This window comes from Collinsella sp. 1033st1_E11_1033SCRN_220408 (genome assembly GCF_039062465.1).
GTDB lineage: Bacteria > Actinomycetota > Coriobacteriia > Coriobacteriales > Atopobiaceae > Parolsenella.
On the sequence record NZ_JBCLNF010000003.1, the window covers coordinates 12,842 to 39,105 of the forward strand.

21 protein-coding genes are annotated in these 26,264 nt (G+C 63.8%); 9 read left to right on the top strand and 12 right to left on the bottom strand.

The features are described 5' to 3' along the window. Window positions 1-6 precede the first annotated feature (6 nt). Together ABCN07_RS03735 and rlmH are read right to left on the bottom strand one after the other, a co-directional pair. Window positions 7-387: a GntR family transcriptional regulator gene (locus ABCN07_RS03735; RefSeq protein WP_320680392.1), complete on the bottom strand. Its 381-nt coding sequence runs from the start codon at window positions 385-387 to the stop codon at window positions 7-9. A 115-nt stretch (window positions 388-502) separates the two neighbouring features. After that, window positions 503-973: a 23S rRNA (pseudouridine(1915)-N(3))-methyltransferase RlmH gene (rlmH, locus tag ABCN07_RS03740; RefSeq protein ID WP_343005426.1), complete on the bottom strand. Its 471-nt coding sequence runs from the start codon at window positions 971-973 to the stop codon at window positions 503-505. Window positions 974-1,101: 128 nt separating this feature from the next. On the opposite strand from rlmH, the gene ABCN07_RS03745 reads away from it, so the two are divergent. From ABCN07_RS03745 to ABCN07_RS03760, 4 genes are all read left to right on the top strand, one after another. Continuing rightward, the gene (locus ABCN07_RS03745; protein ID WP_343005427.1) at window positions 1,102-1,398 is read left to right on the top strand and encodes a hypothetical protein; all 297 of its coding nucleotides are present in this window, start codon (window positions 1,102-1,104) and stop codon (window positions 1,396-1,398) included. 117 nt (window positions 1,399-1,515) lie between these two features. Beyond that, window positions 1,516-2,121 (top strand): methylated-DNA--[protein]-cysteine S-methyltransferase, encoded by a 606-nt coding sequence (locus ABCN07_RS03750; protein WP_343005428.1) that lies wholly within the window; start codon window positions 1,516-1,518, stop codon window positions 2,119-2,121. A gap of 148 nt (window positions 2,122-2,269) precedes the next feature. Then, complete coding sequence (locus ABCN07_RS03755; protein ID WP_343005429.1) at window positions 2,270-2,944, top strand: hypothetical protein; 675 nt, start codon at window positions 2,270-2,272, stop codon at window positions 2,942-2,944. A 147-nt stretch (window positions 2,945-3,091) separates the two neighbouring features. Further along, window positions 3,092-3,895, top strand: a complete 804-nt coding sequence (locus tag ABCN07_RS03760) for an AIM24 family protein (RefSeq protein ID WP_343005430.1) — start codon at window positions 3,092-3,094, stop codon at window positions 3,893-3,895. A 257-nt stretch (window positions 3,896-4,152) separates the two neighbouring features. Here ABCN07_RS03760 and map read toward each other — a convergent pair whose 3' ends face one another. From map to ABCN07_RS03775, 3 genes are all read right to left on the bottom strand, one after another. Then, window positions 4,153-5,037: a type I methionyl aminopeptidase gene (gene map / locus ABCN07_RS03765; protein WP_343005431.1), complete on the bottom strand. Its 885-nt coding sequence runs from the start codon at window positions 5,035-5,037 to the stop codon at window positions 4,153-4,155. Between the two features lie 127 nt (window positions 5,038-5,164). Then, window positions 5,165-6,037, bottom strand: coding sequence for a class II fructose-1,6-bisphosphate aldolase (gene fba / locus ABCN07_RS03770; protein ID WP_343005432.1), 873 nt, complete (start codon window positions 6,035-6,037; stop codon window positions 5,165-5,167). Between the two features lie 354 nt (window positions 6,038-6,391). After that, window positions 6,392-6,709, bottom strand: a complete 318-nt coding sequence (locus ABCN07_RS03775; protein WP_343005433.1) for a hypothetical protein — start codon at window positions 6,707-6,709, stop codon at window positions 6,392-6,394. A 177-nt stretch (window positions 6,710-6,886) separates the two neighbouring features. Here ABCN07_RS03775 and ABCN07_RS03780 point away from each other — a divergent pair, with 177 nt between their 5' ends. Both ABCN07_RS03780 and ABCN07_RS03785 read left to right on the top strand, forming a co-directional pair. Then, window positions 6,887-8,119: an iron-containing alcohol dehydrogenase gene (locus ABCN07_RS03780; protein ID WP_343005434.1), complete on the top strand. Its 1,233-nt coding sequence runs from the start codon at window positions 6,887-6,889 to the stop codon at window positions 8,117-8,119. A 6-nt stretch (window positions 8,120-8,125) separates the two neighbouring features. After that, window positions 8,126-8,479, top strand: coding sequence for an acylphosphatase (locus tag ABCN07_RS03785; RefSeq protein WP_343005435.1), 354 nt, complete (start codon window positions 8,126-8,128; stop codon window positions 8,477-8,479). 57 nt (window positions 8,480-8,536) lie between these two features. Here ABCN07_RS03785 and ABCN07_RS03790 read toward each other — a convergent pair whose 3' ends face one another. The 3 genes from ABCN07_RS03790 to ABCN07_RS03800 form a co-directional block, all read right to left on the bottom strand. Further along, window positions 8,537-9,340 carry an SDR family NAD(P)-dependent oxidoreductase gene (locus tag ABCN07_RS03790; RefSeq protein WP_293815488.1) on the bottom strand — a complete coding sequence of 268 codons (804 nt, stop codon included), beginning with the start codon at window positions 9,338-9,340 and terminating at the stop codon, window positions 8,537-8,539. A 251-nt stretch (window positions 9,341-9,591) separates the two neighbouring features. After that, the gene (locus ABCN07_RS03795) at window positions 9,592-11,043 is read right to left on the bottom strand and encodes a radical SAM protein (RefSeq protein WP_343005436.1); all 1,452 of its coding nucleotides are present in this window, start codon (window positions 11,041-11,043) and stop codon (window positions 9,592-9,594) included. 440 nt (window positions 11,044-11,483) lie between these two features. Continuing rightward, the gene (locus ABCN07_RS03800) at window positions 11,484-12,698 is read right to left on the bottom strand and encodes an iron-containing alcohol dehydrogenase (protein WP_343005437.1); all 1,215 of its coding nucleotides are present in this window, start codon (window positions 12,696-12,698) and stop codon (window positions 11,484-11,486) included. Between the two features lie 806 nt (window positions 12,699-13,504). Here ABCN07_RS03800 and ABCN07_RS03805 point away from each other — a divergent pair. Beyond that, window positions 13,505-14,428, top strand: a complete 924-nt coding sequence (locus tag ABCN07_RS03805) for a LysR family transcriptional regulator (RefSeq protein WP_343005438.1) — start codon at window positions 13,505-13,507, stop codon at window positions 14,426-14,428. 25 nt (window positions 14,429-14,453) lie between these two features. Here the strand turns inward: ABCN07_RS03805 and ABCN07_RS03810 are convergent, their stop codons facing one another. Then, window positions 14,454-15,386 carry an aldo/keto reductase gene (locus tag ABCN07_RS03810; protein WP_343005440.1) on the bottom strand — a complete coding sequence of 311 codons (933 nt, stop codon included), beginning with the start codon at window positions 15,384-15,386 and terminating at the stop codon, window positions 14,454-14,456. 735 nt (window positions 15,387-16,121) lie between these two features. Between ABCN07_RS03810 and ABCN07_RS03815 the strand changes: the two genes are divergently transcribed. Together ABCN07_RS03815 and ABCN07_RS03820 are read left to right on the top strand one after the other, a co-directional pair. Beyond that, window positions 16,122-17,429, top strand: coding sequence for an O-acetylhomoserine aminocarboxypropyltransferase/cysteine synthase family protein (locus ABCN07_RS03815; protein WP_343005441.1), 1,308 nt, complete (start codon window positions 16,122-16,124; stop codon window positions 17,427-17,429). A 439-nt stretch (window positions 17,430-17,868) separates the two neighbouring features. After that, entirely contained in the window at window positions 17,869-19,002 is a 1,134-nt protein-coding gene (locus ABCN07_RS03820) for a 5-methyltetrahydropteroyltriglutamate--homocysteine S-methyltransferase (protein WP_343005442.1), read from the top strand. A 309-nt stretch (window positions 19,003-19,311) separates the two neighbouring features. On the opposite strand, the gene ABCN07_RS03825 is transcribed toward ABCN07_RS03820, so the two are convergent. The 3 genes from ABCN07_RS03825 to gltB all read right to left on the bottom strand — a co-directional run bounded on the left by ABCN07_RS03825 (window position 19,312) and on the right by gltB (window position 26,084). Continuing rightward, window positions 19,312-19,800: a hypothetical protein gene (locus ABCN07_RS03825; protein WP_343005443.1), complete on the bottom strand. Its 489-nt coding sequence runs from the start codon at window positions 19,798-19,800 to the stop codon at window positions 19,312-19,314. Window positions 19,801-19,954: 154 nt separating this feature from the next. After that, window positions 19,955-21,436: a glutamate synthase subunit beta gene (locus ABCN07_RS03830; RefSeq protein WP_343005444.1), complete on the bottom strand. Its 1,482-nt coding sequence runs from the start codon at window positions 21,434-21,436 to the stop codon at window positions 19,955-19,957. A gap of 1 nt (window position 21,437) precedes the next feature. After that, window positions 21,438-26,084: a glutamate synthase large subunit gene (gene gltB / locus ABCN07_RS03835; protein ID WP_343005445.1), complete on the bottom strand. Its 4,647-nt coding sequence runs from the start codon at window positions 26,082-26,084 to the stop codon at window positions 21,438-21,440. Window positions 26,085-26,264 lie beyond the last annotated feature (180 nt).

The window sequence follows — 26,264 nt, forward strand, 5'->3', positions numbered from 1 at the left end:
ACCTTTCTAACCGAGAGATTCCGGCGCCATGAGATCGAGCAAGTCATGTAGCTCCCGTCGGGTTAGCCCGACGTCCATCGCCTCGACGCATGCCCGCGAGAGGAGTGCCTCGACGTGTTTCTGGCGTTCCTCGCGCAGGAGCTCGCGGTTCTTCTCGGAAACGAAGCAGCCCTTGCCCTGGACCGTTTCGATTAGACCGTCCGCCTCGAGATCCGCATAGGCACGCTTGGTGGTGATGACGCTCACGCCCAAACCGTCCGCGAGGGCGCGAATGGAGGGCAACCTCTCCCCCGCCGCGAGAGCCCCAGAAAGAACCTGCGACTTTATCTGCGAGGAGATCTGCTCGTAGATTGGCTTGTCGCTCGATTTAGAAAGGATGATGTCCATGCGCCGTCCTTACTGTGTATATCTGTTAAGCACAGTATATATACAGTATGCACAGTCACGCAAGGGTGAAGTATTAGACTTTGGATTATCCTAAAGCCGCAGGTAAACGAGCATATTACTTGTGATACGGCTCTCCGCGGCTAATCTTGCAGGCACGATAGACCTGCTCGAGCAGGACCACACGCGCAAGGTTGTGCGGCAGGGTGATAGGGCCAAAGGAGGACGTCTCGTCAGCACGGGAACGAACATCGGACGAGACGCCATCCGAGCCACCAATCACAAACGTGAGGTCGCTTTTTCCCCGGAGGGCAAGCTCGTCAAGATGTTCCGAGAAGGCCTCGCTCGAACGTTGCTTGCCATCAATCGCCAGGAGAATCACGTGGCTGCGCTCGGGAATCGCAGAGAGGATCTCCTCGCCCTCGCGCGAGCGACTCGCCTCGACCCCACCTGCACGAGCCGGGTCGATATCCGCCACCTCACGAATCTCGACCTTGCCATAGGCGCCAAGGCGCTTCGTATACTCGGCGCAGGCATCACGCCAGAAGCGCTCCTTGAGCTTGCCGACAGCGACGACCGTATAGCGCATGAGACCCCCTTACATTCCCTTACATATCTATTGAGGGACAGTCCGACTGGCAAGTGCGTACGGACGCACGGCTCCTCAAAGTGGGACAATGCCCTTGTCTGCAACAAATTGTCCCACAGGAGGTGGAGATGGGAAGCCACAAGAAATCGGCGCTCAAGGCGCAGCGCAGTGCCTTCGAAGCGAGCCTCGGCGATCAACTTGCGAGCACGTTCGAACGCGAGGACGCCCGCCGCGAACAGGCGACACAGCAGCGCGAAGCCCAGCTCCGCCACAAGGCGTGCGAACGCAAGAAGCGCTATTCGAGCGAAAGCGAGGCCAAACTCGCGATTCGCGACTGCGAGCGCCATGGGTCTCGCGACCTCCACACCTATCGCTGCCCCTATTGCGGCGGTTGGCATCTCACCCACAAGCCCACGCGCAAGTAGATCACGGACAATATCTGGGCCCGAAGATGTTATGGCCAAAGCCTTCGGATGCGAAAACAATCTTCTCAACCAGATGCCATCCGTTCGCGCAAGCAGGCAGACACAAAGGAGACACCCGTGCTCACCTCGGTGTTTAGTGAATCTCCCGTAGGATCGCTCGTGCTCGGGAGCGAGGACGGCGAGAGGTTGCGCTCATGCCTGTTCACGACGGGAAGACGGGGAACGAAAACTCCGGAAACCAGCCGACGTAGCCATGCGCCTATCTTCGGCCAGGCTCGAGATTGGCTGACAAGGTACTTCGCAGGAGAGCGGCCAAACCCCGCCGAGTTGCCGCTCGATCCGGAGGGCACAGCGTTCCAGCTTGGCGTCTGGGAGGTCCTGGCTACCATCCCCTACGGCGAGACGGTCACGTACGGTTGGGTCGCCGAGAGAGTTGGCGAGAACCGCGGCAAGCGAACGTCCGCCAGGGCTGTTGGTGGCGCCGTTGGCGCAAACCCGCTCGGCATCATCATCCCTTGTCATCGCGTCATCGGCGCGAACGGCAGCCTTACGGGATTTGGCGGCGGCCTTGAGGCGAAAGTTGCCCTGCTCGAGCTAGAGGGCGTTGCGATGTCGCGCGGCGCGAAGTCTGAGGCGATTGAAACTCCTAGCAAAAACGGTCCAGATGTTCTGATTGCGACTGAAACTCCTAGGAATTCAGCCCAGATGTTCTGGCTGCGGTGACGCGCCACGCAAAATCAGATACGGCTTGCAAAGCCATTCGCGACCGACAGGAATTGATGCCTTAGCCCCACAAAGCCCCGGTTAGCGCGCCTTCAATTAGTGTCCGAAAGGCGAGGTATGCTTCCCCCCAAAAGGGGCGAGGGGAGCGATGGTGGCAGCGGGTTCGCAGAAACAGGGTAAGACCGGCTGGCTATTTGGCCTTTGCGTCGTCATGGCCATCCTAGTCTGCATAGCAGGCTGCGATAAGAAGGCTCCGAAGAGGCAAAGCGCTCCCCTAACGGCACCGCTGTCCGTCTCCGCTGCCGCCACCACTCCCCCGCCGGCAACCGCTGCGCCCGCGATCACAGAAGCCGCCACACCCGCTGCCGCGCTGCTCACCACCTCGCCCGATGGCACTCCGGTAGAGGACTCTCTCCCCTGGAAGGGCATGCCCGCGGAGCTCCTCGACAAGACCTGGCTCGGCACCCCCGAGCGCACGGGCGAGGTCATCGACGGAGGTTTGTTTGATGGCGGTATCACCTACTACTGGTACTCGACGAACGGGCTCCATGACGTCCTGTTCTCGGCAACCGTTCGCGACGGGGTAGTCATCAACGTCGCGAAGTGGAACACAGGCAGGAACTATTGGAAAGGCTACTGGGGCCTGCCCAATAGGGATGCGTCAGGCGAAGTGGTCAAGGCCGCCGCTCCCACGTATGAGTCCCCCTATGACTATGACTCGCCGGATGACTACGCTGACACCGCGGAGGATTACTTTCGCTGGCTCGGGTGTGATGACCCTTATGACGCCGCCTATCAGCACTGGGAGGACCTTGCCGGTTAGGGTACGGATACCGCCACCGCAGCTCATCACCGGAGACAAAAAAATGAGACACGGGGCCCAGATGCTCTGCATACAATTAAGACGTCGGCCAAAAGCCCGCCAACAAACTCAAGCTCGCAAGCAGGACCTTATAGATTTGGAGCAGCCATGACCGTCAGATTCTTCAACTTCACCGATGGACAAAACGTAAAGCTCACCGCGGAGCGCGGCGGGTACTCGGTGATTGAGTACCAGAGTGACATGAGCGTCAACCCCTACGAGGCCCAGCTCGCCTACTTCGCCTCCAAGATGAACGTAAGGCGCCGTCAGCTCGTCTGCCACCTCGACAGGTTCCCCTCGCATTGCGTCTCCATGCAGGCAGGCGCCATGCAATGGATGAGCGGTGACGTCCAGCCGAAGACCGGCATTCGCGGCGCAGGCGACTTCGCCCGCAAGCTCGTCCGCGGCTCCGTCACCGGCGAGTCCGCGATCAAGCCCGAGTACGAGGGGACCGGCATCGTCACCCTCGAGCCCACCTACAAGTTCATCCTGCTAGAGGACGTGACGGATTGGAACGGCGGCATCATCATCGAAGACGGCGCCTATCTCTCCAGTGACGCCTCCCTCACCCACAGGGCAGAGATGATTTCACGCCCCTCTGCCGCCATCGCCGGTGGCGAGGGCCTCTTCAACCTCGGCCTCTACGGAAATGGCCTCGTCGCCCTTGAGTCGTCGGTTCCCAGGGAGGAACTCATCATCGCCGATCTCTACGATGACGTCATCAAGATTGACGGTTCCCTCGCCATCGCTTGGTCCCCCACGCTTCAGTTCACCGTCGAGCGCACCACGAAGTCGCTCATCGGCTCCGCGGCCTCGGGCGAGGGGCTCGTTAACGTCTATCGCGGCACCGGCAGGATCATGTTCGCGCCCGTCGCCGCTGGCCACGTCAGCAGCGCGTCCACGGGCGCGTAACGGCTCGGCGGCAAGCACGCGGCGCGAGGCGGCGAACTCGCACGAGACATCGCACCCGTAGCCTGCACGCGCGCGCTGCGTGCGCACGCAGACCACGGACGCACACAAAAGCCGGCGGGAAGCCGCGCATCGGCGGGGCTATCCTCCAGAGGAGGACAGCCCCGTTCGACATGCAAGCTTCCCGTCGGCTTCGTCTTAAAACGTTTTATCTGGACGCGTCTCCAGCTTGTCCCGCCTCGCGAACGCCGAGAGCAAGCCTACCAGCTAAGGAGCTCGTAGCCGTCCTCGGTCACGACGAGCTGGACCTCCCACTGGGCAGAATCCGAGCCATCGGCCGTGCGCACGGTCCAGCCATTGGGATCGTCCATGTCGATGTCCGCACCGCCGGCGTTGACCATCGGCTCGATCGTGAAGCACATGCCCGGAGCAAGCACGACGCCCTCCCCCGGCTCGCCGACGTGCGACACGAAGGGATCCTCGTGAAACGCGTTGCCGATGCCATGGCCGCCAAACTCGCGCACGACGCTAAAGCCGTTCTCCTCCACGTAGCTCTGGACGGCATGGGCCATGTCGCCCAACGTGTTCCAGGGCTTCACCTGGGCAAGGCCACGCTGGACACTCTCGCGCGTTACGTCGACGAGCTTCTGACGCTCAGGCGAGACCTCGCCGATGCAGAACATGCGGCTCGAATCGGAGTAGTAGCCGTCGAGGATCGTGGAGCAGTCGACGTTGACGATGTCGCCGTCCTTGAGAATGTCTTCCTCGCTGGGGATGCCGTGGCACACCACGTCGTTGATGGAGGTGCAAACGCTGTTGGGGAAGCCCTCGTAATTGAGGTCCGCCGGGGTACCGCCGTGCTCGACGGTGTAGTCATAAATCCACTTGTCCACCTCGGCAGTGCTGACACCGGCGTGGATGCGCTCTCCCACCATGTCAAGCACGCCGATGTTAATGGCGGCGGAGCGCTTGATGCCCTCGATGTCCTCCGGCGTCTTCAGCAGGCGGCGGACGATGACTTCCATACCGGCGTTGTAGCACTCCTGCAGACGCTCGTCGATTCGAGCGTGGCACTTCTTGTACTTCTTGCCGCTACCGCACCAGCAGAGGTCGTTACGTCCGGGAACCGGATCGTTGTCATACATGGTTAACTCCTTTCGTCTGCAGGTAAGTATGGCACTTTACGTGCCGACAAGGACGCAGAGAGCCCGCCCGGACAATCCGGACGGGCTCCAATCACGTCATAAGCCGCTAGGCGTCTGCGAAGAGGCGTTAGTTCCAAGCCTTGCTGTCAGAGCCGAACTCGCGGATGAGCTCCTTGGTGCGCTCGACGATGGCGTCGCGACCAGGCTTCAGCATCTTGCGCGGATCGTAGCCCTTGCCCTGCTGATCCTTGCCAGCCTCGACGTACTCACGAACGCCCTGGGCAAAGACGACCTGGAGGTCAGTGTTGACGTTGACCTTGCAGATGCCCATGGAGACGGCCTTCTGGACCTGGTCGACGGGGATGCCGGTGCCGCCGTGGAGAACGAGGGGCAGGTCGCCGGTCTTGGCCTTGATGGCGGCGAGCTGGTCGAAGGAGAGGCCCTTCCAGTCAGCCGGGTAGAGGCCGTGGATGTTGCCGATGCCGCAGGCGAGGAAGTCAACGCCGAGGTCAGCAATCTGCTTGCACTGATCGGGGTCAGCGAGCTCGCCGGCGGAGGTCACGCCGTCCTCGGTGCCACCGATGCCGCCGACCTCAGCCTCGATGGAGAGGCCCTTGGAGTGGGCGAGCTTCACGAGCTCAGCGGTGTGCTCGAGGTTGGTCTCGAAGTCCTTCTCGTGGGAACCGTCATACATGATGGAGGAGAAGCCGGCCTCGATGGCCTTGAAGCAGTCCTCGTAGGAGCCGTGATCGAGGTGGAGGCAGACGGGCACGGTGATGTTCAGGGTGTCCATCATGTCAACAACAACGTCGTGGCAGAGCTTGAAGCTGGTCATCCACTTGGCGGCACCGGCGGTGCACTGGATGATGAGCGGGCTCTGGAGCTCCTCAGCGGCGGTGAGGATGCCGTAGGTCCACTCGATGTTGTTGGTGTTGAACGCGCCAAGGCCGTAGTGGCCCTTCTCGGCGGACTGGAGCATGTGCGTAGCGTTAACGAGCATGTCTTTCCTCCATTGCTTGATGAGCAACAAACACTAACTGAATCGGATTATAGCGAGCGATGTTGACACGAGAGCGAAAAGCACCGAGTTCTTACAGAAATCTGCAGCTAGATGGCTAGTTGTTCGCTATGCCGTAGTCATTTTGTGATAGGGATGAACAGCATTCGGCATTCATTCATGCAACAAGCGGATGCTCGCGCCGCGGGTGCGGCGACGGTCGTACGCACGGTCGGGCGCCGCGCGACGGGCGCGGCACGGGCAGGCATGGCGCGGGGGCGGCACGGGGCCCAGCGTGGGCGGGCGCGCCGCGGGCAGGCGCGGCGACAAGCCGCCGCAGCGGCGGAACGGCGAAGCCTATGCCATGCGAAGGATGGCGAAGACGAACGCGAAGACAAACGTGACGAGCATCATTACCGCGCCCGAGAAGAGAAAGACGTCGGAGAGCAGCATCACGCGCCTCTCGGCGTGAGAGCCACAACGAGCGCACATCTCCGCCACCATCGAGAGGACGACGGTCGTGACGAGAATGGCCACGCAGGCGAGGATGAGCGAGAGAAGCACGATCTTCTGCCAGGTGGCCTCGACCCCCGTGAACGCATAGGGACCAGCGATAGCCAGCGCCACACCCATGATCGCGGCCACACACGCACGCATGACTCCGCCCTCCGCCATTGCCACTCCAGTCCCTCAGAGTTGACAAAGGGACTGTCCCCTTGTCAACTTTAACCTGCAAAAGGGACTGTTCCTTTTGCAGGTTTCCATCGTCAGCCTCCGGATTTGTTGTCCGGTATGGGGAATACAATAGTGAAATCGAATCGCCCGACGCAACCTGCCCACGAAAGGAAACGCATGAATGACTTCAGCTTCTCCATGCCCACCAAAGTCGTCTTTGGCAGGGGCCTGACGGACCATACCGGCTCCGAGCTCGCGTCTCGCGGCTTCAAGCATGCCCTCGTCGTCTATGGCAAGGGTTCCGTCGTGCGCACGGGCACGCTTGACCGAGTCCTCGCCTCCCTCGATGCCGCCGGCGTTGCCCATACGGAGTTCGGCGGTGCCCAGCCCAACCCCAGCCTCGCCCACGCCCGCGAGGGCGTAGAGGTGGCACGCGCCTCGGGTGCCGATGTCGTTCTCGCCGTCGGCGGCGGCTCCGCCATCGACACCGCAAAGGGCATCGCCCTCGGTGTCCCCTACCAGGGTGACCTGTGGGACCTCTACACCCACGCCGCCGAGCCCGTGGCGGAGGGCAAGCTTCCCGTCGCGTGCGTCCTCACCATTCCTGCCGCCGGCTCCGAGGCAAGTGCCTCGAGCGTCCTTACCAACGAGGAGGCCCACCTCAAGAAGGGTCTCTCGTCCGAGCTCAACCGCCCCGTCGTCTCCGTTCTCGACCCTGAGCTGACCTTCACCCTCCCCGCCTACCAGACGGCAGCCGGCGTGACGGACATGTGCGCTCACATCCTCGAGCGCTTCTTCTCCACCAGCGGCCCCGTTCCCGTGACCGACCAGCTTGACTGCGGTCTCATCCGCGCCATCATCTCCGAGGCAGGTCGCGTCATGGAAGACCCCGAGTGCTATGACGCGCGCGCCAACCTCATGTGGGCCGGCACGCTCGCCCACAATGACCTCGCCGGATGCGGCCGTGGAGCCAACGGCGGTCGCGCGGGCGGCTGGGAGAGCCACGGCATGGAGCACGAACTCTCCGCACATGACCCGAAGGTAGCCCACGGCGCCGGCCTTGCCGTTGTCATGCCGGCGTGGATGCGCTACGTCTGGCAGTCCAACCCCGAGCGCTTCCTCACCCTGGGCGCCGGCGTGTTTGACATCGAGCCGGTGGATGTCGTCGAGGATTGCATCGACGCCACGCCGGAGGAGGCCGTCGAGGACGCCATCCTCGCCACGATCGACGAGCTGCAGGCCTTCTTCTGCTCCATCGGTATGCCACGCACGCTGGGAGAGCTCGGCTTCACCGCCGATGACATCCCCGCCTTCCTCGAGACGCTCGAGCAGAACAAGGGTGCCGAGTTTGGCCAGCTCCAAAGGCTCACGATGGATGACGCGCGCGCCATCTACGAGAGCTGCCTGTAGTCAGCCATGGATGTAAGCGAGGTCATCCGCACCTGGGATATCGACGGAGAGGTTCGCCTCGCCCTCGTCTTCGACGGTACCGTCCAGGGCGTCGGTTTCCGTTGGACCACGCAATCGCTCGCGAATGAGGCGGGCGTCGCCGGCTGGGTCCGCAACGAGCCAAACGGCACCGTAACCGCGGAGATGCAGGGCACGGGCCACGCCATCTGCCAAGTGCTCGCCGGCCTTCGCGGCCAATACGCCAGCGCTCGCTCGCACGCTTTCCTGCGTGCGATGAACCTGCACTTCACCGTTGCCTCATGCGAAAGGAGGGTCTGCCGCCAATCCGGCGACAAACCCTCCTTTGAGGTTCGGTATTAACCAGCGATGACTGCCTCACGGGGTTGACAAAGGGACTGTCCCTTTGTCAACCCTCGCTTAGTCCTGGTCGGCGTAGAACGAGCCCATGTAGCGGATGTACTCGTCCTCGGTGTGGTTGGCCTTCCAGTCGTGGACGCTCTTCTTGTTGCGCTCGCCGGTGATGATGGAGAACTCCTTCCCGAGCTTCTCGAACGCCTCGTCGGCCACCTCATCGGGCGTGAGCGCAAGCTTGACGACCTGCTCGCCCACCGGGCCCTTCGGGAAGTTCTTGATGGCCGTGGGCGTGAGCGTGGTGCCCAGCGTGCAGACCTCGACGTCGACGCCCGTCTTCTCGCACTCGCAGGCCACGGCCTCGGTGAGCTTGAGGATGTAGGCCTTGCCGGCGCCGTACTCGGCGTTCCACGGGGAGCTCGAGATGCCCGTCATGGACGAGACGTTGATGACCGCGCCACGGTCCTGCTCGGCAAAGATCGTCATGAAGTGGTGGAACATGCGCAGGAAGCTGATGACGTTGACGTTCACCATCTTCTCGTGGTCCTCAAGCGAGGTGTGCTGGAACTTGCCAAAGTGGTGCAGGCAGGCGACGTAGCTCATGAAGCCCATATCAAGGCCCTCGGTGGCCGAGAAGACCGCCTCGCAGGCCTCGTCGGGGCAAGACAGGTCGGCACGGACGACCTTATAGTCCACGCCGTACTCCTCGTGGAACTTCTCGCCCTTCTCGCGCAGCAGCTCCTCGCGTCGACCCACCATAACCAGGTTCATGCCACCCTCGGCGAGCTTCTTGCAGAACGCCTCGCCGACGCCCTCGGTGGCACCAAGGACGATGCCCCACTCGCCGTACTTCTCGCGTAGATTCGTCATAAGTCTCCCCTTTCTTTGGCCGCCAGCCCCGGCGGCAGCAAACACTCGCGGTGCACAGGGATACTCCTGGCCGAGCGAGCGTGGCCCTTTTCATCCGCGAGCGGCGAGACGCCCATCCGCGAACGGCGGTCAGGCCGCGAGAGGTTGACAGATGCCGTAAACTCGGCTCTTTTCAGCAAAGGGAGCCCGACCCGCGCATGCGAGACGGGCCCCGGGGGCTCAGCCGTGTGGCAGGTTCCACGCGGCGGGGCTTACTTCGTGGCCGTGGGCTCCTCGGCATAACCATAGTGGCCCTGAGCCTCGAACTTCTTCATGTCCGTGGCGGCCATACCCTGCGAATGGTCCGCCACATGGCGCTTCTCGTACAGGGGGCTCTCCTTGTCGTCCCATAGACGATCAGCAACGGGCGCCCAGGCCTTCGCGGCCTCGACGGTCTTCTCGCGCAACTGTTCCGGCGTCTCCTTCTCGACGAGATCGGTGGAATGGGCGTCGCTCTCCGCAACGAGCTTGGGCAGCGTATCGGGATTCTCGAGCATGGGACACGGCTTGAGGTGGTTGGCGTTAAAGGGCTGTCCCTCGTAGTACTTCATGAAGATGGGGCTGCCGAGTGCGTCGAGCAGGCTCACGTCGTGGATGTTGGCGTTGGAGTAGTGGATGAAGACGCACGGTTCGACATCGCCCGCGGCGTTGATGTGCAGATAGCGGCGGCCGCCGGCGATGCAACCGCCCACGTACTCGCCATCGTTCTGGAAGTCGAGCGTGAACAGCGGCTTCTTCTCGCGCATCTCGCGAACGAAGCGATACATCTTCTCACGCTGCTCGGGCGTGGGAATGAGCTCCGCCGTGGCGGCGCGGCCCACGGGCATGAAGTGGAAGTACCAGCAGAAGAGCGCGCCCTTGTCGATCATCCAGTCGATGTTCTCCTCCGTGGCGACCGTGTCGGCATTCGCCTTCGTCCAGCAGCAGGAGATACCAAACGGCAGCTTGTGCGAGCGCAGTAGGTCCATGGCGCACTCGATCTTGGCATAGGTGCCCTGACCGCGGCGGGAGTCCGTGGTGTGCTCGTTGCCCTCGGCCGAAATTGCCGGCACGAAGTTGCCCACGCGGATCATGTCCTGGCAAAACTCCTCGTCGATGAGGGTGGCATTCGTGAAGCAGAGGAACGCGCAGTCAGGGTGCTTCTCGCAGATCTTGATGAGGTCGTGCTTGCGCACGAGCGGCTCCCCGCCCGTGTAGATGTACATGTGAGTGCCAAGCTCCTTGCCTTGGCAGACGATCGAGTCGATGTCATCGAAGGAGAGGTTCTGCTGGTGGCCGTACTCCGCCGCCCAGCAGCCGGTGCAGTGCAGGTTGCAGGCGCTCGTGGGGTCGAGGAGGATGGCCCACGGGATGTTGCGCTGGTACTTCTCTCGAGCCTTCTCCTGGACGGGCCAAGCGAGGAGGTTGCCGTCGACGAGCAGAGCCTTGAGGAGCTTCGTGCGCATCTCGGGGTTGAGGTCGAAGACGCGCATGATCAAGTCATACCAATTGCCACGGCTCTTGATGACGTCCGTGAAGGCCTTACGTTGAACAGGAAATACGCTGTCCGGAACAAGCTTGTTCACGAGGTCCATGATCTTATCGACGTTTTCGGCAGGATTCTCGTTGAGGTAATCAACGAGCTTGTTGAGCGCCGCACGCTCGGCGGCCTGGGTGAGTCCCATGGATCCTTCTCCCCTCGCGCCGGAGTCTCTCATCGCTCCGGTCTTATGTAAACTTTCGTCATGATACCCCTGTCGGTTCTTATGTAAACTTACGAGGTTGAGTATGGTATCGCGAAGGGGTTTCCGCCTTCGCAGCCCAGAAAGTTGATCGCGAGCCAAACGTCGGCGTCGGCACCCCGGGGAGTGGTCTAACTCGAAAGGGCCTGGCACCGAAAAGAAGGCCCGCCACCAACACGGTGACGGGCCTTTGCTGGCCGTTCCAGATAGTCACGTCCGGCATTCACGGGCAGCCATGCGCCTCCGCACGCCGCGCAGGCTCGTGGCGCGCGTGTGCCGTCCACTCTCGCGTCTCCGCGCGCCGCGCAGGCGTGGCGCCCGCGTGCCGTCCAGCCTCGCGCCCCCACGTGTCGAGCGGTCCCGCGCCCATCGCGCACTATCCTCTACTTGTAGCTAGCCTTGAGAATCGCAGTCACGTCATCGACGGTCAGCGGCGACGGATCGTGACCGAAGAGGGCGTCGTTGGTGGTAATGGCATTCTCCGCGATGGCAGAAAGCTCATCCTCGGTAATGCCCCAGTCGCTCATCTTGAGCCCGTCCATGCCGCATTCACGCTTGAGGCGAGAGAGCTCGGTCACGAACGCACTCGGGCCCTGCTCGGCAAGCTCCGCTTCGCTGGCGCCCATGAGGCGAGCCATCTCGACGTAGCGATCGTCGCATGCATGGACGTCAATCATGTGCTGGTGATAGGCACAAGCGATCATGATGAGGCCAGCGCCATGCGGGAGGTCATGGTGATGAGCGCTCATGCCGTGCTCGGTACCATGACAGCCGGCGCAGCCGGAGCAGACCATCGCGTAGCCACCGAGCGTGTTGGCGAACGCGAGCTGGGTGCGCGCCTCGAGGTTGGTTCCGTCGTTGACGCAGGTAGCAAGCGAGGCCGCGGCATTCCTGATGCCCTCGCGGCAGATCATGTCGCCCATGAGGGTGTGGTTCTTGGCGATGAAGCACTCGACGTTGTGGAACAGCGCATCAAAACCCTGGAAGGCGGTCAGACGCGCGGGAACCGTGAGCATGAGCTCGGGATCGACCACGGACAGGCACGGGAAGAGACGCGGATCGCCCAGACGCAGCTTCTCGTCGGTCTCCTCGCAGGAGATGACGGCGCCAGCGTCCGCCTCGGAGCCGGTGCCGGCAGTTGTGGTCACGCACACGAGAGGCAGCGGGTCGTTGGGGATGGGCTGGGACTTTGCCGTGCCGCCCATGACGTAGGTCCAGATATCACCGGCGGTAACGTTGCCCTCGGCGTCCACGGCCGGATTCGCGGCGATCGTGCAAATGCCCTTGCTCGCGTCCATGACCGAACCTCCGCCGAGCGCGAGAACGAAGTCGCAGCCCTCGCTTCGAGCAAGCCAACCGCCCGCGTTAACCGTATCGCGCAGCGGGTTAGGCTCGATACGATCAAACAGCACATGCTTTACGCCAGCACGATCAAGCTCGGCCTCGACGCGAGCGAGGTAGCCGTTTGCCTTCACGGACTTGCCACCGGTGGTCACAATCAAGGCCTTGGCGCCGGGAAGCTTCTGGTCACCGAGCTCGCCGAGCTTGCCTGGACCAAAGAGCACCTTCGTGGGCGCATAGAAGTTATAGGTCTCCATGCTGCATCCTTTCGTTCGAGCGCGTCGATTCCAATGCGTGTTATAGCGCGAGAATTAGCACGTCACAACACGTAATCGCATTCGAGACAATAAGATACGCGCGCTTGTTTTCTGCTTCGTCACGGGTGGCAATCTTCACGAGCGAAGAGCCATCGCAGGTGGAGGATCAACTCGGAGCGAAGAGCCATCGCAGATGGAGGATCAACTCGAGCGTGGAAGGTCACCTCGAGCGGCTAACATTGCGGGCCTTGGAGCGTCACGTGCGGCAGGCGCTCTCGACCGGCAAGCCGACACGGACTAAAAAGCCGCCACATACAGCGGGCCGACGCGGGCGGCGAGAAAAAAGTGCGCTAAGTAGGGGGCTATACCGAGATTGCCGGAGTAGACGCCCCGATTCCGCCGCAAAAGCCCAGTTGAGCATCGCGCAAATAATGCCTCTACTCGGCAACCGGTCAAATAGCCCCCTACTTAGCGCACTTTTCAAATCGAGACCGATGCGAAAACGATAACGCATCGTCTAGGAGCGCGATGAAACGCCCCCTCCTCCGGCAGAAAAAGCAGCTCGGTCGAGAAGTATGGACATAAAGCATGAACACGCGGGTAGCCATCGCATCTCGATCACAAAACCCCATTTGGTAAACGCCCGATTGGCAACGCTACTTGGCGAATCCCGAATCATGTCCATACTTCTCAGTCGAGTTAAAAACACGTGGCCGTCCAAGCACGCAAATAGTCTCGTCGCGGCCCCATTCAACACCTAATATAGGCGTATCCTATGGCAAGCAAACATTGTCAAGGGAGGCCCCATGACCCTCACCCAGCTTCGCTACGTCACGCGCGTCGCCGAGTGCGGCTCGATCACCGAGGCCGCACGACAGCTTTACATCTCGCAGCCGTCCCTCTCCGCCGCCGTGCGTGATCTCGAAGCCGAGCTTGGCATCCAGATCTTCAACCGCAGCGCGCGAGGCATTTCGCTCACGCCCGACGGCTCGGAGTTCCTCTCCTATGCTCGTCAGATTCTCGAGCAGACGGAACTCGTCGAGCAGCGCTACTCCCACGCCCGCCCGTCAAAGCGCCTGTTCGCCATCTCGTCGCAGCACTACGCGTTCGTCGTCCTCGCCTTCGTCCGCCTACTCGAGGGATCCGACGCCGACGAATACGAAATGACCCTGCGAGAGAGCCGCACCTACGAGATCATCGAGGACGTCGCCGGCTATCGCAGCGAGCTGGGCGTAATCTATCTCAGCTCATTCAACGAGAAGGTCCTGCGCAAGCTCATGCGCGAGAACCACCTCACCTACACGCCGCTGTTCAACGCGCGCCCGCACGTCTTCGTTAGCGCGTCGCACCCGCTAGCAAATGCGAAAAGCGTCCGCCTCGAGGACCTCGATGGCTACCCGTACCTTTGCTACGAGCAGGGCACGCATAACTCGCTCTACTTCTCCGAGGAGCTCCTACCCTTCGAAAGCCACCGCAAGACCATCGTCCTCACCGACCGTGCGACGCTGTTCAACCTGCTGCGCGGCGTGAACGGCTACACCATCAGCTCTGGCGTGCTCAACAGCGACCTCAACGGCGTCGACATCGTCTCCGTCCCACTCGAGACTGACGAGACGATGCAGCTAGGCTTCCTCACGAACGACCGCGCTCGCCTCTCCCCCATGGCCAAGCGCTACCTCGACGAGCTCCGCTCCCTCATCGCCGATAACGGCTTCGAAATCCTGGGGTAGCGGCGAGCGCGGCGCGTCCCCACAGCTACGGCAGAACGTTGCCCGCGGAGCAGTAAATCTCGTACCACTCCTTGCGGGTGAGCTCGAAGTCGCAGGCGCGCGCGGCCTCGCGGACGCGCGACGGCTTCGTGGTACCGATGACAGCCTGCATCTTCGCCGGATAGCGGAGCACCCAGGCGAGAGCCACGGCCATCGGAGTCACGCCGTACTTCTCGGCCAGCTCCTCGAGCTTGGCGTTGAGCTCGGGATACTTGGGGCTGCCGAGGAAGACGCCCTCGAAGTAGCCGTACTGCATGGTGGACCAGGCCTGGATAACCATGTCCCTGTCCTCGCAGTACTCGAAGATGCCCCCGTCTCGCATGATGGCGGCGTCGTTCTCCATGTTCACGTTGAACGCGCCATTGAACGCAGGCGTAAACGCGCAGCTGAGCTGCACCTGGTTGGTCGCGAGCTTGACCGGGACGCGGCGCTCGAGACGGCCGAGCATGGTGGGATTGAGGTTCGAGACACCCCAGTCGAGGACCTTACCCTGATCCTTGAGGGTCTCGAGGGCCTCGCCCACCTCGTCCGGATCCATGAGCACGTCTGGACGGTGAAGTAGCATCGAGTCGACGTGGTCGACGCCCATGCGGGCGAGGCCGGCGTCAACGGCTTCGATGATGTGCTCCTTCGAGAAGTCATACCACGTGAAGCCGTCCGGCTCCTTTCGGATGCCGACCTTCGACTGCAGGAAGACACGATCGCGCAGGCCCGGATTGGCGGCGAAGACCTCGCCGAGGATGGTCTCGCAAGCGCCTCGGCCATAGACATCGGCGATGTCCAGGGCGTTGATGCCCTCGTCGAGCGCGGCCTCGATGAGCTCCGTGACCTCAGGCACGCTCATCTCCTTGATGCGCATGAGGCCGATCATGACCTCGGACGCCTTAGCCTTCTGCTCTCCAAATTCGATGTAGCGCATGAGCTTCCTCCTTGCTATTGGATACCCCTATGCCTGATGATGCCGCTTTAGCCAAGAGGAGTGCACGCTCCCATCGGCGAATGGCGCGTCGCGCGTGTCGAGGCCCGCGACGCGAACGCTGCCGGAGCGCACGCCCCCATCGGCGAACGGCGCGCGATGCGGAAGTGGGACCTCGCGACGTCACGTGACATCCGGCAGATAGTGGCGGCTCGCTTGCCACGGCGTCTCGTGGCCGGGCGGCAGAACGGAAGCGCGGCGCCCCGCGGCCGGGCGGCAAAACGACCTCACGGCGGCCCGCAATAGAAATCTGCCTGCCAAACACCCCTCCCTACCTCGATGTAACAGAATCTTAATCCCTAGTTACCCACTAGGGTATTGACCTTATCGCCCACGCGGGCGTATAAACTCACCAGCAAAACCGAAGGCGCAAGGAGGTGCCGAGAGATGACTGCCAAGACCACCACGATGATGTGCATGCGAATGCTGAGCTCCCGGGCACCGCAGGGGTCTACCTGCAGGGTTGTCGTGCGTCATTAGCGCCGCCGCCTTGCGAAACGTCTCCGACTTGCGCCCGGGAGCCCGTGAGCTGCCGGGCGTTTCCTTTTTGGCAGCCACCCCGTTCGGCGCGTCGGCAGGTAGTACGACCACCACAGCAAAACCTTGAGCGCGCCCATCGAATCCAACAAGAACCCGCTCGACCAATATCCCGCAAGAACCATCCTTTAGGAGGAACCCATGTCTGACATCGCCCCCGAGACCGAGAAGACCTTCCACTTCGAGACCCTTCAGCTCCACGTCGGCCAGGAGGCGGCTGACCCCGCCACCGACTCCCGCGCCGTGCCCATCTACCAGACCACGAGCTATGTCTTCCGTAACTCCCAGCACGCCGCCGACCGCTTCGGCCTTGCCGATGCCGGCAACATCTACGGCCGCCTGACCAACTCCACGCAGGGCGTCTTCGAGGACCGCATCGCCGCGCTCGAGGGTGGCGTGGCCGGCCTCGCTGTCGCCTCCGGCGCCGCCGCCATCACCTACGCCATCCAGGCGCTCGCCAAGGCCGGCGATCACGTGGTCGCCCAGAAGACCATTTACGGCGGCTCCTACAACCTGCTCGAGCACACGCTCCCGCAGTACGGCATCACGACCACCTTCGTCGACGCCCACAACCTCGATGAGGTCGAGGCGGCCATCCAGGACAACACCACCCTCATCTACCTCGAGACCCTCGGCAACCCCAACTCCGACATCCCCAACATCGACGCCATCTCCGAGATCGCCCACAAGCACGGCCTGCCCGTCGTCGTGGACAACACGTTTGGCACGCCGTATCTCTTCCGTCCGCTCGAGCACGGCGCTAACGTCGTTGTCCACTCCGCCACGAAGTTCATCGGCGGCCACGGCACCTCGCTCGGCGGTGTCATCGTCGACGGCGGCAACTTCGATTGGAAGGCCTCTGGCAAGTATCCGCAGATCGCCGAGCCCAACCCCTCCTACCACGGCATCTCCTTCGCCGACGCCTGCGGTGCCGCCGCGTTCGTGACCTACATCCGTGCGATCCTCCTCCGCGACGAGGGCGCCTGCATCTCGCCCTTCAACGCATTCCTGCTGCTCCAAGGCACCGAAACCCTGTCACTTCGCCTCGAGCGCCACGCCGAGAACACCAAGAAGGTCATCGAGTACCTCGTGAACAACCCGCACGTCGAGAAGGTCAACCACCCGAGTCTTCCCGACCACCCCGACCATGACCTCTACGAGAAGTACTTCCCCAACGGAGGCGCCTCGATCTTCACCTTCGAGATCAAGGGCGGCAAGGACGCCGCATGGAAGTTCATCGACAACCTGCAGCTCTTCTCGCTGCTCGCCAACGTCGCTGACGTCAAGAGCCTCGTGATCCACCCGGCTAGCACGACGCACTCCCAGCTCTCGGACGAGGAGCTCGCCAACGTGGGCATCTCGCAGTCCACGATTCGCCTCTCCATCGGCACGGAGCACATCGACGACATCATCGCCGACCTCGAGCGTGGCTTCGCCGCCCTCGACTAGTTCGCAGGCCGCAGACAATCGCATCGACTCGGAAGGGGCGGGCCCAGGTGGTCCGCCCCTTTTTGTGCGCTGGCCGGCCGATTGTGTGGCGCGGACGAGGCATAGCCGGCGAAGTCGCGGGCTGGCGTGCCAGCTACCGTGACATTAAAACCCGTGGGGCCCGGGACGCCAGTCGTTCCGGGCCCCTTCTCTTTGCCGTCGCCCGCCTCCCCGGCAAGCGTCGCGCCTTTCTCGGCATCCCGCGCGTGCCATAGCTTTAACCTATGCACTCGCATACATGATGCGTAGTACCGGATAGCCCACAAACGTGGAATACTATTTCCAGCCAATTGGTCGGTTAGTTAAACGACTAGCAAAGAGCCTGGTAGAGATGAAGATTGCGCACGTCTCCCAAGCTCTCGCGACAACCACGAGCCATCTCATACCCAAGGAGAAACCCATGTCCTACAAGCACAACGCCCCGTTCCGCTATGACGTCGTCGGCAGCTTCCTGCGCCCGGACGTCCTCAAGCAGGCCCGCGCGGACCACGCCGCCGGCGTCATCGACGACGCCGCCCTCACGGTCGTCGAAAACGAGGCCATCCGCGACCTCGTAGCCAAGCAGAAGGCCGCCGGCCTCCACGTCATCACCGACGGCGAATTCCGCCGCAGCTACTGGCACCTCGACTTCATGTGGGGTCTGAACGGCATCGAGCGCCGCACGAGCCGCACCGGCTATATGTTCCACGACGAGGAGACCACCGCTGACACCGCCGTCGTCACGGGCAAGATCTCCGGCGAGAACCACCCGTTCGTCGAGCACTTCAAGTTCGTGAAGGCCCTCGAGGAGGACGGCCAGGTCGCGCGCCAGACCATGCCCGCCCCCATCCAGACCTACTCCGAGGTCGTCCTCGACCGCTGCGACGGCCAGGTCGAGAGCCTGCGCTCCGTATACCCCAATGACGAGGCCCTCATCGAGGACATCGCCGCCGCCTACCGCACCGTGATTGCGGATCTCTACGCCGCCGGCTGCCGCTCCATCCAGTTCGACGACTGCACCTGGGGCATCTACTGCGACACGGACTTCGTCGCCAAGACCGGCATGAGCCCGGTCGACATCCAGAAGGTCTCCGAGCTCGGCGTCCGCCTCAACAACCTCGCGATTGAGGGCAAGCCCGAGGACCTCGCGATCACCACGCACGTCTGCCGCGGCAACTACCACTCCACCTACGCCTTCGAGGGCGGCTATGACCCCGTCGCGCCCTACCTCTTCGCCGACGAGGACGTCGATGCCTTCTACCTCGAGTTCGACACGCCTCGTGCCGGCACCTTCGAGCCGCTCAAGTACGTTGCCGAGGGCAAGAAGGTCGTGCTCGGCCTCGTGACCTCCAAGCAGCCGGGCCTCGAGGACGAGGAGCTGCTCATCAGCCGCATCAACGAGGCGGCCAAGTACGTGCCGCTCGAGAACCTCTACCTCTCCCCGCAGTGCGGCTTCGCCTCCTGCGAGTGCGGCAACAAGCTCACCGAGGACGAGCAGTGGGCCAAGGTCGCGCTCGTCAAGCGCGTTGCCGAGAAGGTCTGGGGCGAGGCGTAAGGCAGCCGCCACAGGCACGGCCAACGGGCACGTCCGGGCAAGCACGGTCGGCAAGCACGCCCATACAAGCGCATCCCCGTTAGCACGCCCAGGCAAGCGTCCCCGTTAGCACGCCCAAATGAAATCCCCCGGTCCTAGCGCCGTTCTCGCACGCAGCTACGCGAGAAGAGGCACCAGGATCGGGGGATTCGTCTTTAGCGAGAGGAGTGGCCACTGGCAGCGGCGAGCCAGGTCTTTACTACGAGGCACGCCCAATGGACGCGGGGAGTCTATCCTTACTGCGAGGCGTGCCCAATGATCGCGGCGAGCCTAGTCGAACTGATGGGCCAGACGGAGAGCCTCGGCGGCTTGCTCCGCAACCGCGGCGGCATCTGAGTGCGGGTCGCCAATGCCAGCAAGCGCGCGAGCGATGGCCACGCAGGCTTCCTCGTTCTCGCAGCCGGAGTCCTCGATGGCGCACGCGGCCATCTTGACGCTTGAGACGGCATCCGCGATCGGCTCCCTGCCAGGGCCGGCATACGGGCAGGTCACGACTCCACGGGGCACGCCGCGATGCCCTGCGATGTGCTCGCTGCGTGCGTGGACCTTACCCGCCTGTTCGCGGAGGATCTCTAAGGGAGCAGGGACGGCTGCCGCCTCGAGGCCCTCGAGGAGCACGTCAAACGCATGGCTACAGGGCACAAATCCTGGGTTTGCGTCCATCGCAGCGCACATCGTGGTGCCAAGGCCCACGAGCTCGGCCATGAGCAGGGACTCGAAGCTCTCCCTCTTGAGCTCGGGATTCTCATGAAGAGGCATGTCTCGCTCCCATCGTCGTTTCCATCCCCGTGATAGTAGCAAACGAAAAGACCCGCCGAGGGACTCTCCCCCAGCGGGTCTCGAAAAACCTGAAAAAGGGACTGTCCCTTTTGCAGATTAAATTGTTGACAAAGGGACTGTCCCTTTGTCAACTTTACAGGCCTAGGGTCGCGGCGACTTCGGCGGCACAGGCGAGGGCGTCGGCCATGGCGGTCACGACGAGGGTGGAGCCGTTGCGAGCGTCACCCGCGGCGAAGACGGGCTTACCGGCAACGCTCGCGGCGGTGCGGTGCGAGCCCGCCGTCGTCATGACGGGTAGCGGGCGACCCTTCTCGGCGATCTTCGCGCCAAACGCCTCGACCACGCTGGCCTCGGGACCGGTGAAGCCGCAGGCGATGAGCACGAGCTGCGCCGGTACCTCGCGCTCGGAGCCCTCGACGCGCTCGGGCTTCCCATGGCTCCAGTCAAGATCGACCACGCGCAGGCCACGGACGCCGCCGTCCTCGTTGAACAGCACCTCGAGCGTGTCGACGCCCCACTCGCGCATCTCGCCACCCATGAGGTCGATGGCCTCGACCTGGCCGTAATCGGTCTTCTTGACGTAGGGCCACTGCGGCCAGGCGTCTCCGGCCGCGCGCTCCTCCGGAGGGCAGCTCAGAAACTCGAACTGGCGCACGGAACGCGCACCCTGGCGGACGGCCGTGCCCAGGCAGTCGTTACCCGTGTCGCCGCCACCGATGACCACGACGTCCTTGCCCGCCGCGTCGATCGCCGGCGCGCCGCCGTCAAGCACCGAGCGCGTAGCGCTCGTGAGGTAGTCGACCGCGTAGACCACGCCACCGGCAGCAAGCCCCTCGTCATAGCCCGCGGCGGCAAGGCCACGCGGCTTGCACGCGCCCACGGCGACCACGACGGCGTCGAACTCGTCCTTGAGCGCGGCGGCGACCGCAGCGTCGCTCGCGTCGACACCCAGGCGGAACTCGATACCCAGCTCGCGCATGAGCTCGACGCGGCGCGTCACGGCGTCCTTCTCGAGCTTCATGTTGGGGATGCCGTACATGAGCAGGCCACCCGCGCGGTCGTGGCGCTCGACCACGGTCACGCGAGCACCTCGGCGCGCAAGCTCCCAGGCGCTGACGAGGCCGGCGGGACCGGAGCCGACCACGGCCACGCTCGGCGCGTCCGCTCCCGCGGGAGCGAAGCGAGCCGGGCCACCGTGTGCCCACTGCCAATCGCTGATGGCGCGCTCGTTGTCGTGAATCGTCTCGGGCTCGTCCGCGCGGCCCAGGTTGCAGGCCGCCTCGCACAGCGCCGGACACACGCGGCTCGTGAACTCGGGCATGGGAGAGGTCAGCGCCAGACGCTCGGCCGCCTCCTCCCACTGACCGCGATAGACGAGGTCATTCCACTCGGGAATGAGGTTGTGCAAGGGGCAACCACTCGGGCGCGCCTTGCCAAACGAGATGCCCGTCTGGCAGAAAGCCACGCCGCACATCATGCAACGGCTCGCCTGCACCTGCTGCTGCTCGGGCGTGAGGAGCTCGTAGAGCTCGTTGTAGTCACCCGTGCGCTCGGCCACGTCACGAAGCCCATGGGTCTGCCTGCCGTGCTCGAGAAACGCTCCTGGCTTGCCCATGCTAATTCCTCCCCGTGATCTGGTCGAAGGCCACCTGCAGGGCCTCCTCGTGAGACTCACCCGCCGCCTCGGCGGCAGCGACGGCCTCGAGAACGCGCTCGTAATCGCGCGGAATCACTTTCACGAACTTCTTCCCGTACGTCTCGAAGCGATAGAGCATCTTGATGCCGCGCGGGCTCGAGGTGCGAGCGACGTGCTCCTCGACCAGGCCGCGAACGAACTCGAGCTCGTCGGCCGTGGGCTCCTTGAGCTCCACCATGTCGGTGTTGCAGCGTCCCGCGAGCGTGCCGAACTCGTCGAACACGTAGGCCACGCCGCCGCTCATGCCGGCAGCGAAGTTGAGGCCCACCTCGCCGAGCACGACGGCGACGCCGCCCGTCATGTACTCGCACCCGTGGTTACCCACGCCCTCGACGACGACCGTGGCGCCGGAGTTTCGCACGGCGAAGCGCTGGCCGGCAAGACCGTTCACGAAGCCCTTGCCGCTCGTGGCACCATAGAACGCGACGTTGCCCACGATGATGTTCTCGTCGAACTTGTAGTTTGAACGCTTGGGCGGGCGCACGGAGAGGATGCCGCCGGAGAGGCCCTTGCCGAAGTAGTCGTTCGCGTCGCCCTCGATGTTGAGCGTGACGCCCTTCGGCAGGAACGCGCCAAAGCTCTGGCCGCCCGAGCCCGTGCAGTCGACGGTGACGGAGCCCTCGGGAAGCCCCTCGGGGTGGGCCGCGGTGACCTCATGGCCGAGCATCGTGCCCACGCAGCGGTTCACGTTGTCGATGTCGGCATGGAAGCGGATGGGCTCGAGGTGCTTGCGGGCGCTCGCGGTGTAGGGCACGAGCAGCGTCGCGTCGAGCGTGCGCTCGAGCTCGAGGTCGGGAGCCATGCTCGGCAGGAAGTGACGGCCCTCGGCGCCCGGGATGTTACGGCCGTACTCGTTCGTCCCGTTCGCGAGCACGCGAGAGAGGTCGACCTCGTTGGCCTTCCAGTTGCCCTCGACCTCGACCTGACGCAGGCACTCGGGGTGACCCACCATCTCGTCCACGGTACGGAAGCCCAGGCGAGCCATGATCTCGCGCAGCTCGGCGGCCGTGAACTCCATGAAGTTGACGACCTGCTCGGGCGTGCCCGTGAAGCGGCCGCGGAGCTTGCAGTTCTGCGTGGCAATGCCGGCCGGGCAGGTGTCCTGCTGGCAGTCGCGCTGCATGAGGCAGCCCATGGCAACGAGCGGCATCGTCGCGAAGCCAAACTCCTCCGCGCCGAGGAGCGCCGCGATAGCGACGTCTCGGCCGTCCATGAGCTTGCCGTCCGTCTCGACGACGACGCGGCTGCGCAGGCCGTTCATGAGGAGCGTCTGCTGCGTCTCGGCAAGGCCGATCTCGAACGGGATGCCGGCGTGCCAAATCGAGTCGCGCGGAGCGGCACCGGTGCCGCCGTTGTGGCCGCTGATCGTGATCTTGTCGGCACCGCCCTTGGCAACGCCCGTCGCGATGGTGCCCACGCCTGCGAGGGCGCAGAGCTTCACGCTGATGCGAGCGCCGGGATTGGCGTTCTTGAGGTCGAAGATGAGCTCGGCGAGGTCCTCGATGGAGTAGATGTCGTGGTGCGGCGGCGGCGAGATGAGGCCGACGCCGGGCGTGGACTGACGAACCTCGGCGATCCAGGGATAGACCTTCTTACCGGGCAGATGTCCACCCTCGCCGGGCTTGGCGCCCTGGGCCATCTTGATCTGGATCTCGATGGCGCTCGAGAGGTAGCGGCTCGTCACGCCAAAGCGGCCAGAGGCGACCTGCTTGATGGCGCTCTTCTTGGAGTCGCCGTTGGGCAGCGGCACCTCGCGCGCCGGGTCCTCGCCGCCCTCGCCGGTGTTGGAGCGGCCGTGCAGGCGATTCATGGCGATGGCGAGGGTCTCGTGAGCCTCCTTGGAGATGGAGCCATAGCTCATGGCGCCCGTGTTGAAGCGCTTCACGATCTCCGAGACGGGCTCGACCTCCTCGATTGGCACCGGCGTGCGGCCGGCGGCGTCGAAGTCGAGCAGGTCGCGCAGGGTGACGGCACGGCCGGCGCGGTGGATGACCTCGCCATACTCACGGAAGAGGTCCATGTCGCCCTCGGTGCAGGCACGCTGCAGGAGATAGATCGCGCGCGGCTCGATGAGGTGCTCCTCGCCGTCGATCGGGCGCCACTTCGTGAGGCCCAGGCTCGGGAGTTGGTTCGGCGACGGGCTCTTCGCAAGGGCCATCGCCGCGGCGTAGCGCTCGTTCTGCTCGCGCTGGACGCCCTCGATGTCGAGGCCGCCCACGCTCGTCGTGGTGCTCGTGAAGTACCGGTCGACGAGCTCTTCGGCGAGGCCGATGATCTCGAAGATCTGCGCGGAGTGGTAGCCCTGCATCGTCGAGATGCCCATCTTGGACATGATCGAGGTGATGCCCGCGGTCACAGCACGGTCATAGTTGGCCACGGCCTCGTCGCCAGGAAGGTCGATCGCGCCCTTGTCCACGAGGTCACGGATGCACTCGTGCGCCATGTAGGGGTAGATGCCGCTCGCGGAGTAGCCCACGAGGCAGGCGAAGTCGTGCGCGCAGATGGCGTCACCGGTCTCCACCACGATGTCCGCAAGCATGCGCACGCCCGTGCGGATGAGGTGGTTGTGGACGCTGCCGAGCGAGAGCAGGCTGGGGATGGGCACCTCGCCCGCGGCGGCGCGGTCGGAGATGACGACGATGTTCACGCCTCCGCGCACCGCGGCCTCGATGTCGGCATCGAGCTTCTCGAGGGCGGCCTCGAGGGCTCCCTCTCCGGCGTCGGCAGGATACGTGGCGTGGAAGACCTGCGTCTTGAAGCCCACGCGGTCGATGGCGCAGATGCGCCTGAACGCGTCATGGGTGAGCAGCGGCCCCTGCAGGCGCACGAGGCGACAGGTGTCACGACAGTCCTCGAGCAGGTTGCCGTGGTTGCCGAGGTAGAGCACCGAGCTCGTGACGAGGCTCTCGCGCAGCGCGTCGATAGGCGGGTTGGTGACCTGGGCGAAGAGCTGGTGGAAGTAGTCGAAGAAGGAGCGCGTGCGCTTCGAGAGCACGGCGAGGGGCGCGTCGACGCCCATCGAGGCCAGGGGGACCTTGGCCGCCGTCGCCATCGGGCGGATGAGCTCGTCGACGTCATCGTAGTGGTAGCCGAGCTTCGCCATGCGCTCGGTGAGGCCAAGGCCCTCGTCGGGCTCCGCAGGCAGCTCGTCCGCGGCAGGCTCGCGCAGGTCGTGGATGTCGAGCGTCTCGTCGCCCAGCCAGTCACGATAGGGCTTCTCGTTGGCATACTTGTCGCGGATCTCGTCGTTCCAGATCACGCGGCCCTGCGCGGGATCGACCTCGAGCATCTCGCCCGGGCCGAGGCAGCCCGTGCGCAGGATGTTCTCCGGCTCCACGTCGATGGTGCCCACCTCGGATGAGAGGATGATGCGGTCGTCGCGCGTGACGTAGTAGCGCGCCGGGCGCAGGCCGTTGCGGTCGAGCGCGGCGCCGAGGATGCAGCCGTCCGTGAAGGCGATGGCAGCGGGGCCGTCCCAGGGCTCCATGAGCATCGACTGGTAGGAGTCGTAGGCGCGACGCTTCTCGGAGAGGTTGGGGTTGTGGTCCCACGGCTCCGGGATCATGAGCGTCACGGCGCGGTCGAGCGGGCGACCGTTCATCGTGAGGAACTCGAGCACGTTGTCGAGGATGGCGGAGTCGGAGCCCTCGCGGTTGATGATGGGCAGGACCTTCTCGAGGTCATGCTGCAGCACCGGGCTGTAGAGGTTTGGCTCGCGGGCGCGGATCCAGGAGACGTTGCCGCGCAGCGTGTTGATCTCGCCGTTGTGGATGATGTAGCGGTTGGGGTGCGCGCGCTCCCAGCTCGGCGTGGTATTGGTCGAGTAGCGGGAGTGAACGAGGGCGAGCGCCGTCTCGACGGCGGCGTCGGAGAGGTCCGTGTAGAAGCGACGCATCTGCGTGGCGACGAGCATGCCCTTGTAGACGATGGTGCGCGAGCTCATCGAGCACACGTAGAAGATCTTGTCCGCGAGCGCCGGGTTCGTGTCGGCGGCGCGCTCGATGGTGCGGCGGCATACGTAGAGCTTGCGCTCGAAGTCCTGGCCGGCGGCGACGCCCTCGGGGCGGCGGAGAAACGCCTGGAGGATAGTGGGCATGCACGCCTTCGCCGTGTCGCCGAGGTCATGCGGGTCGACCGGCACGCGGCGCCAGAACATGAGCGGCACGCCGCGCTCGGCACAGCCCTCCTCGAAGACGCGGATCGCTGCCTGGACGGCGGTCGGGTCGGCGACGCCATCGGCCTCGCCGGTCTCGTCGCTGTGTGGGAAGAAGAGCATCGCCACGCCGTAGTCGCCCTCGTCGGGAAGCAGCTGACCCTCCTTCTGCGCCTCCTTACGGAAGAAGCGGTGCGGAATCTGGAACAGCACGCCCGCGCCGTCTCCGGTGTTGCGCTCAAGGCCCTTGCCACCGCGGTGCTCGAGGTTGACGAGGACCGAGAGGGCATCGTCGAGAGTTTGGTGGCTCTTGACGCCCTTCAGGCTGGCAATGGCGCCGATTCCGCACGCATCGTGCTCGTAGCTGGGACGATACAGACCGGTCTGACTGGCGTTGTACTGATGAGACTCCATAGTGACGTCCTTCTCCGTAGGTCATTTCGCGCCGTCGCGACCCCGCTGGCGAACGGGGCGCAAGCAAGCTCTCGCTACTCTAGGAGCCGGATATGTCACCTCCGTTACGCCAACATGTGCGCAACACGAGCGAAGCAATCTTGTAACACGGACCTGCACAGCCCGCAAAAGGCAACCTGC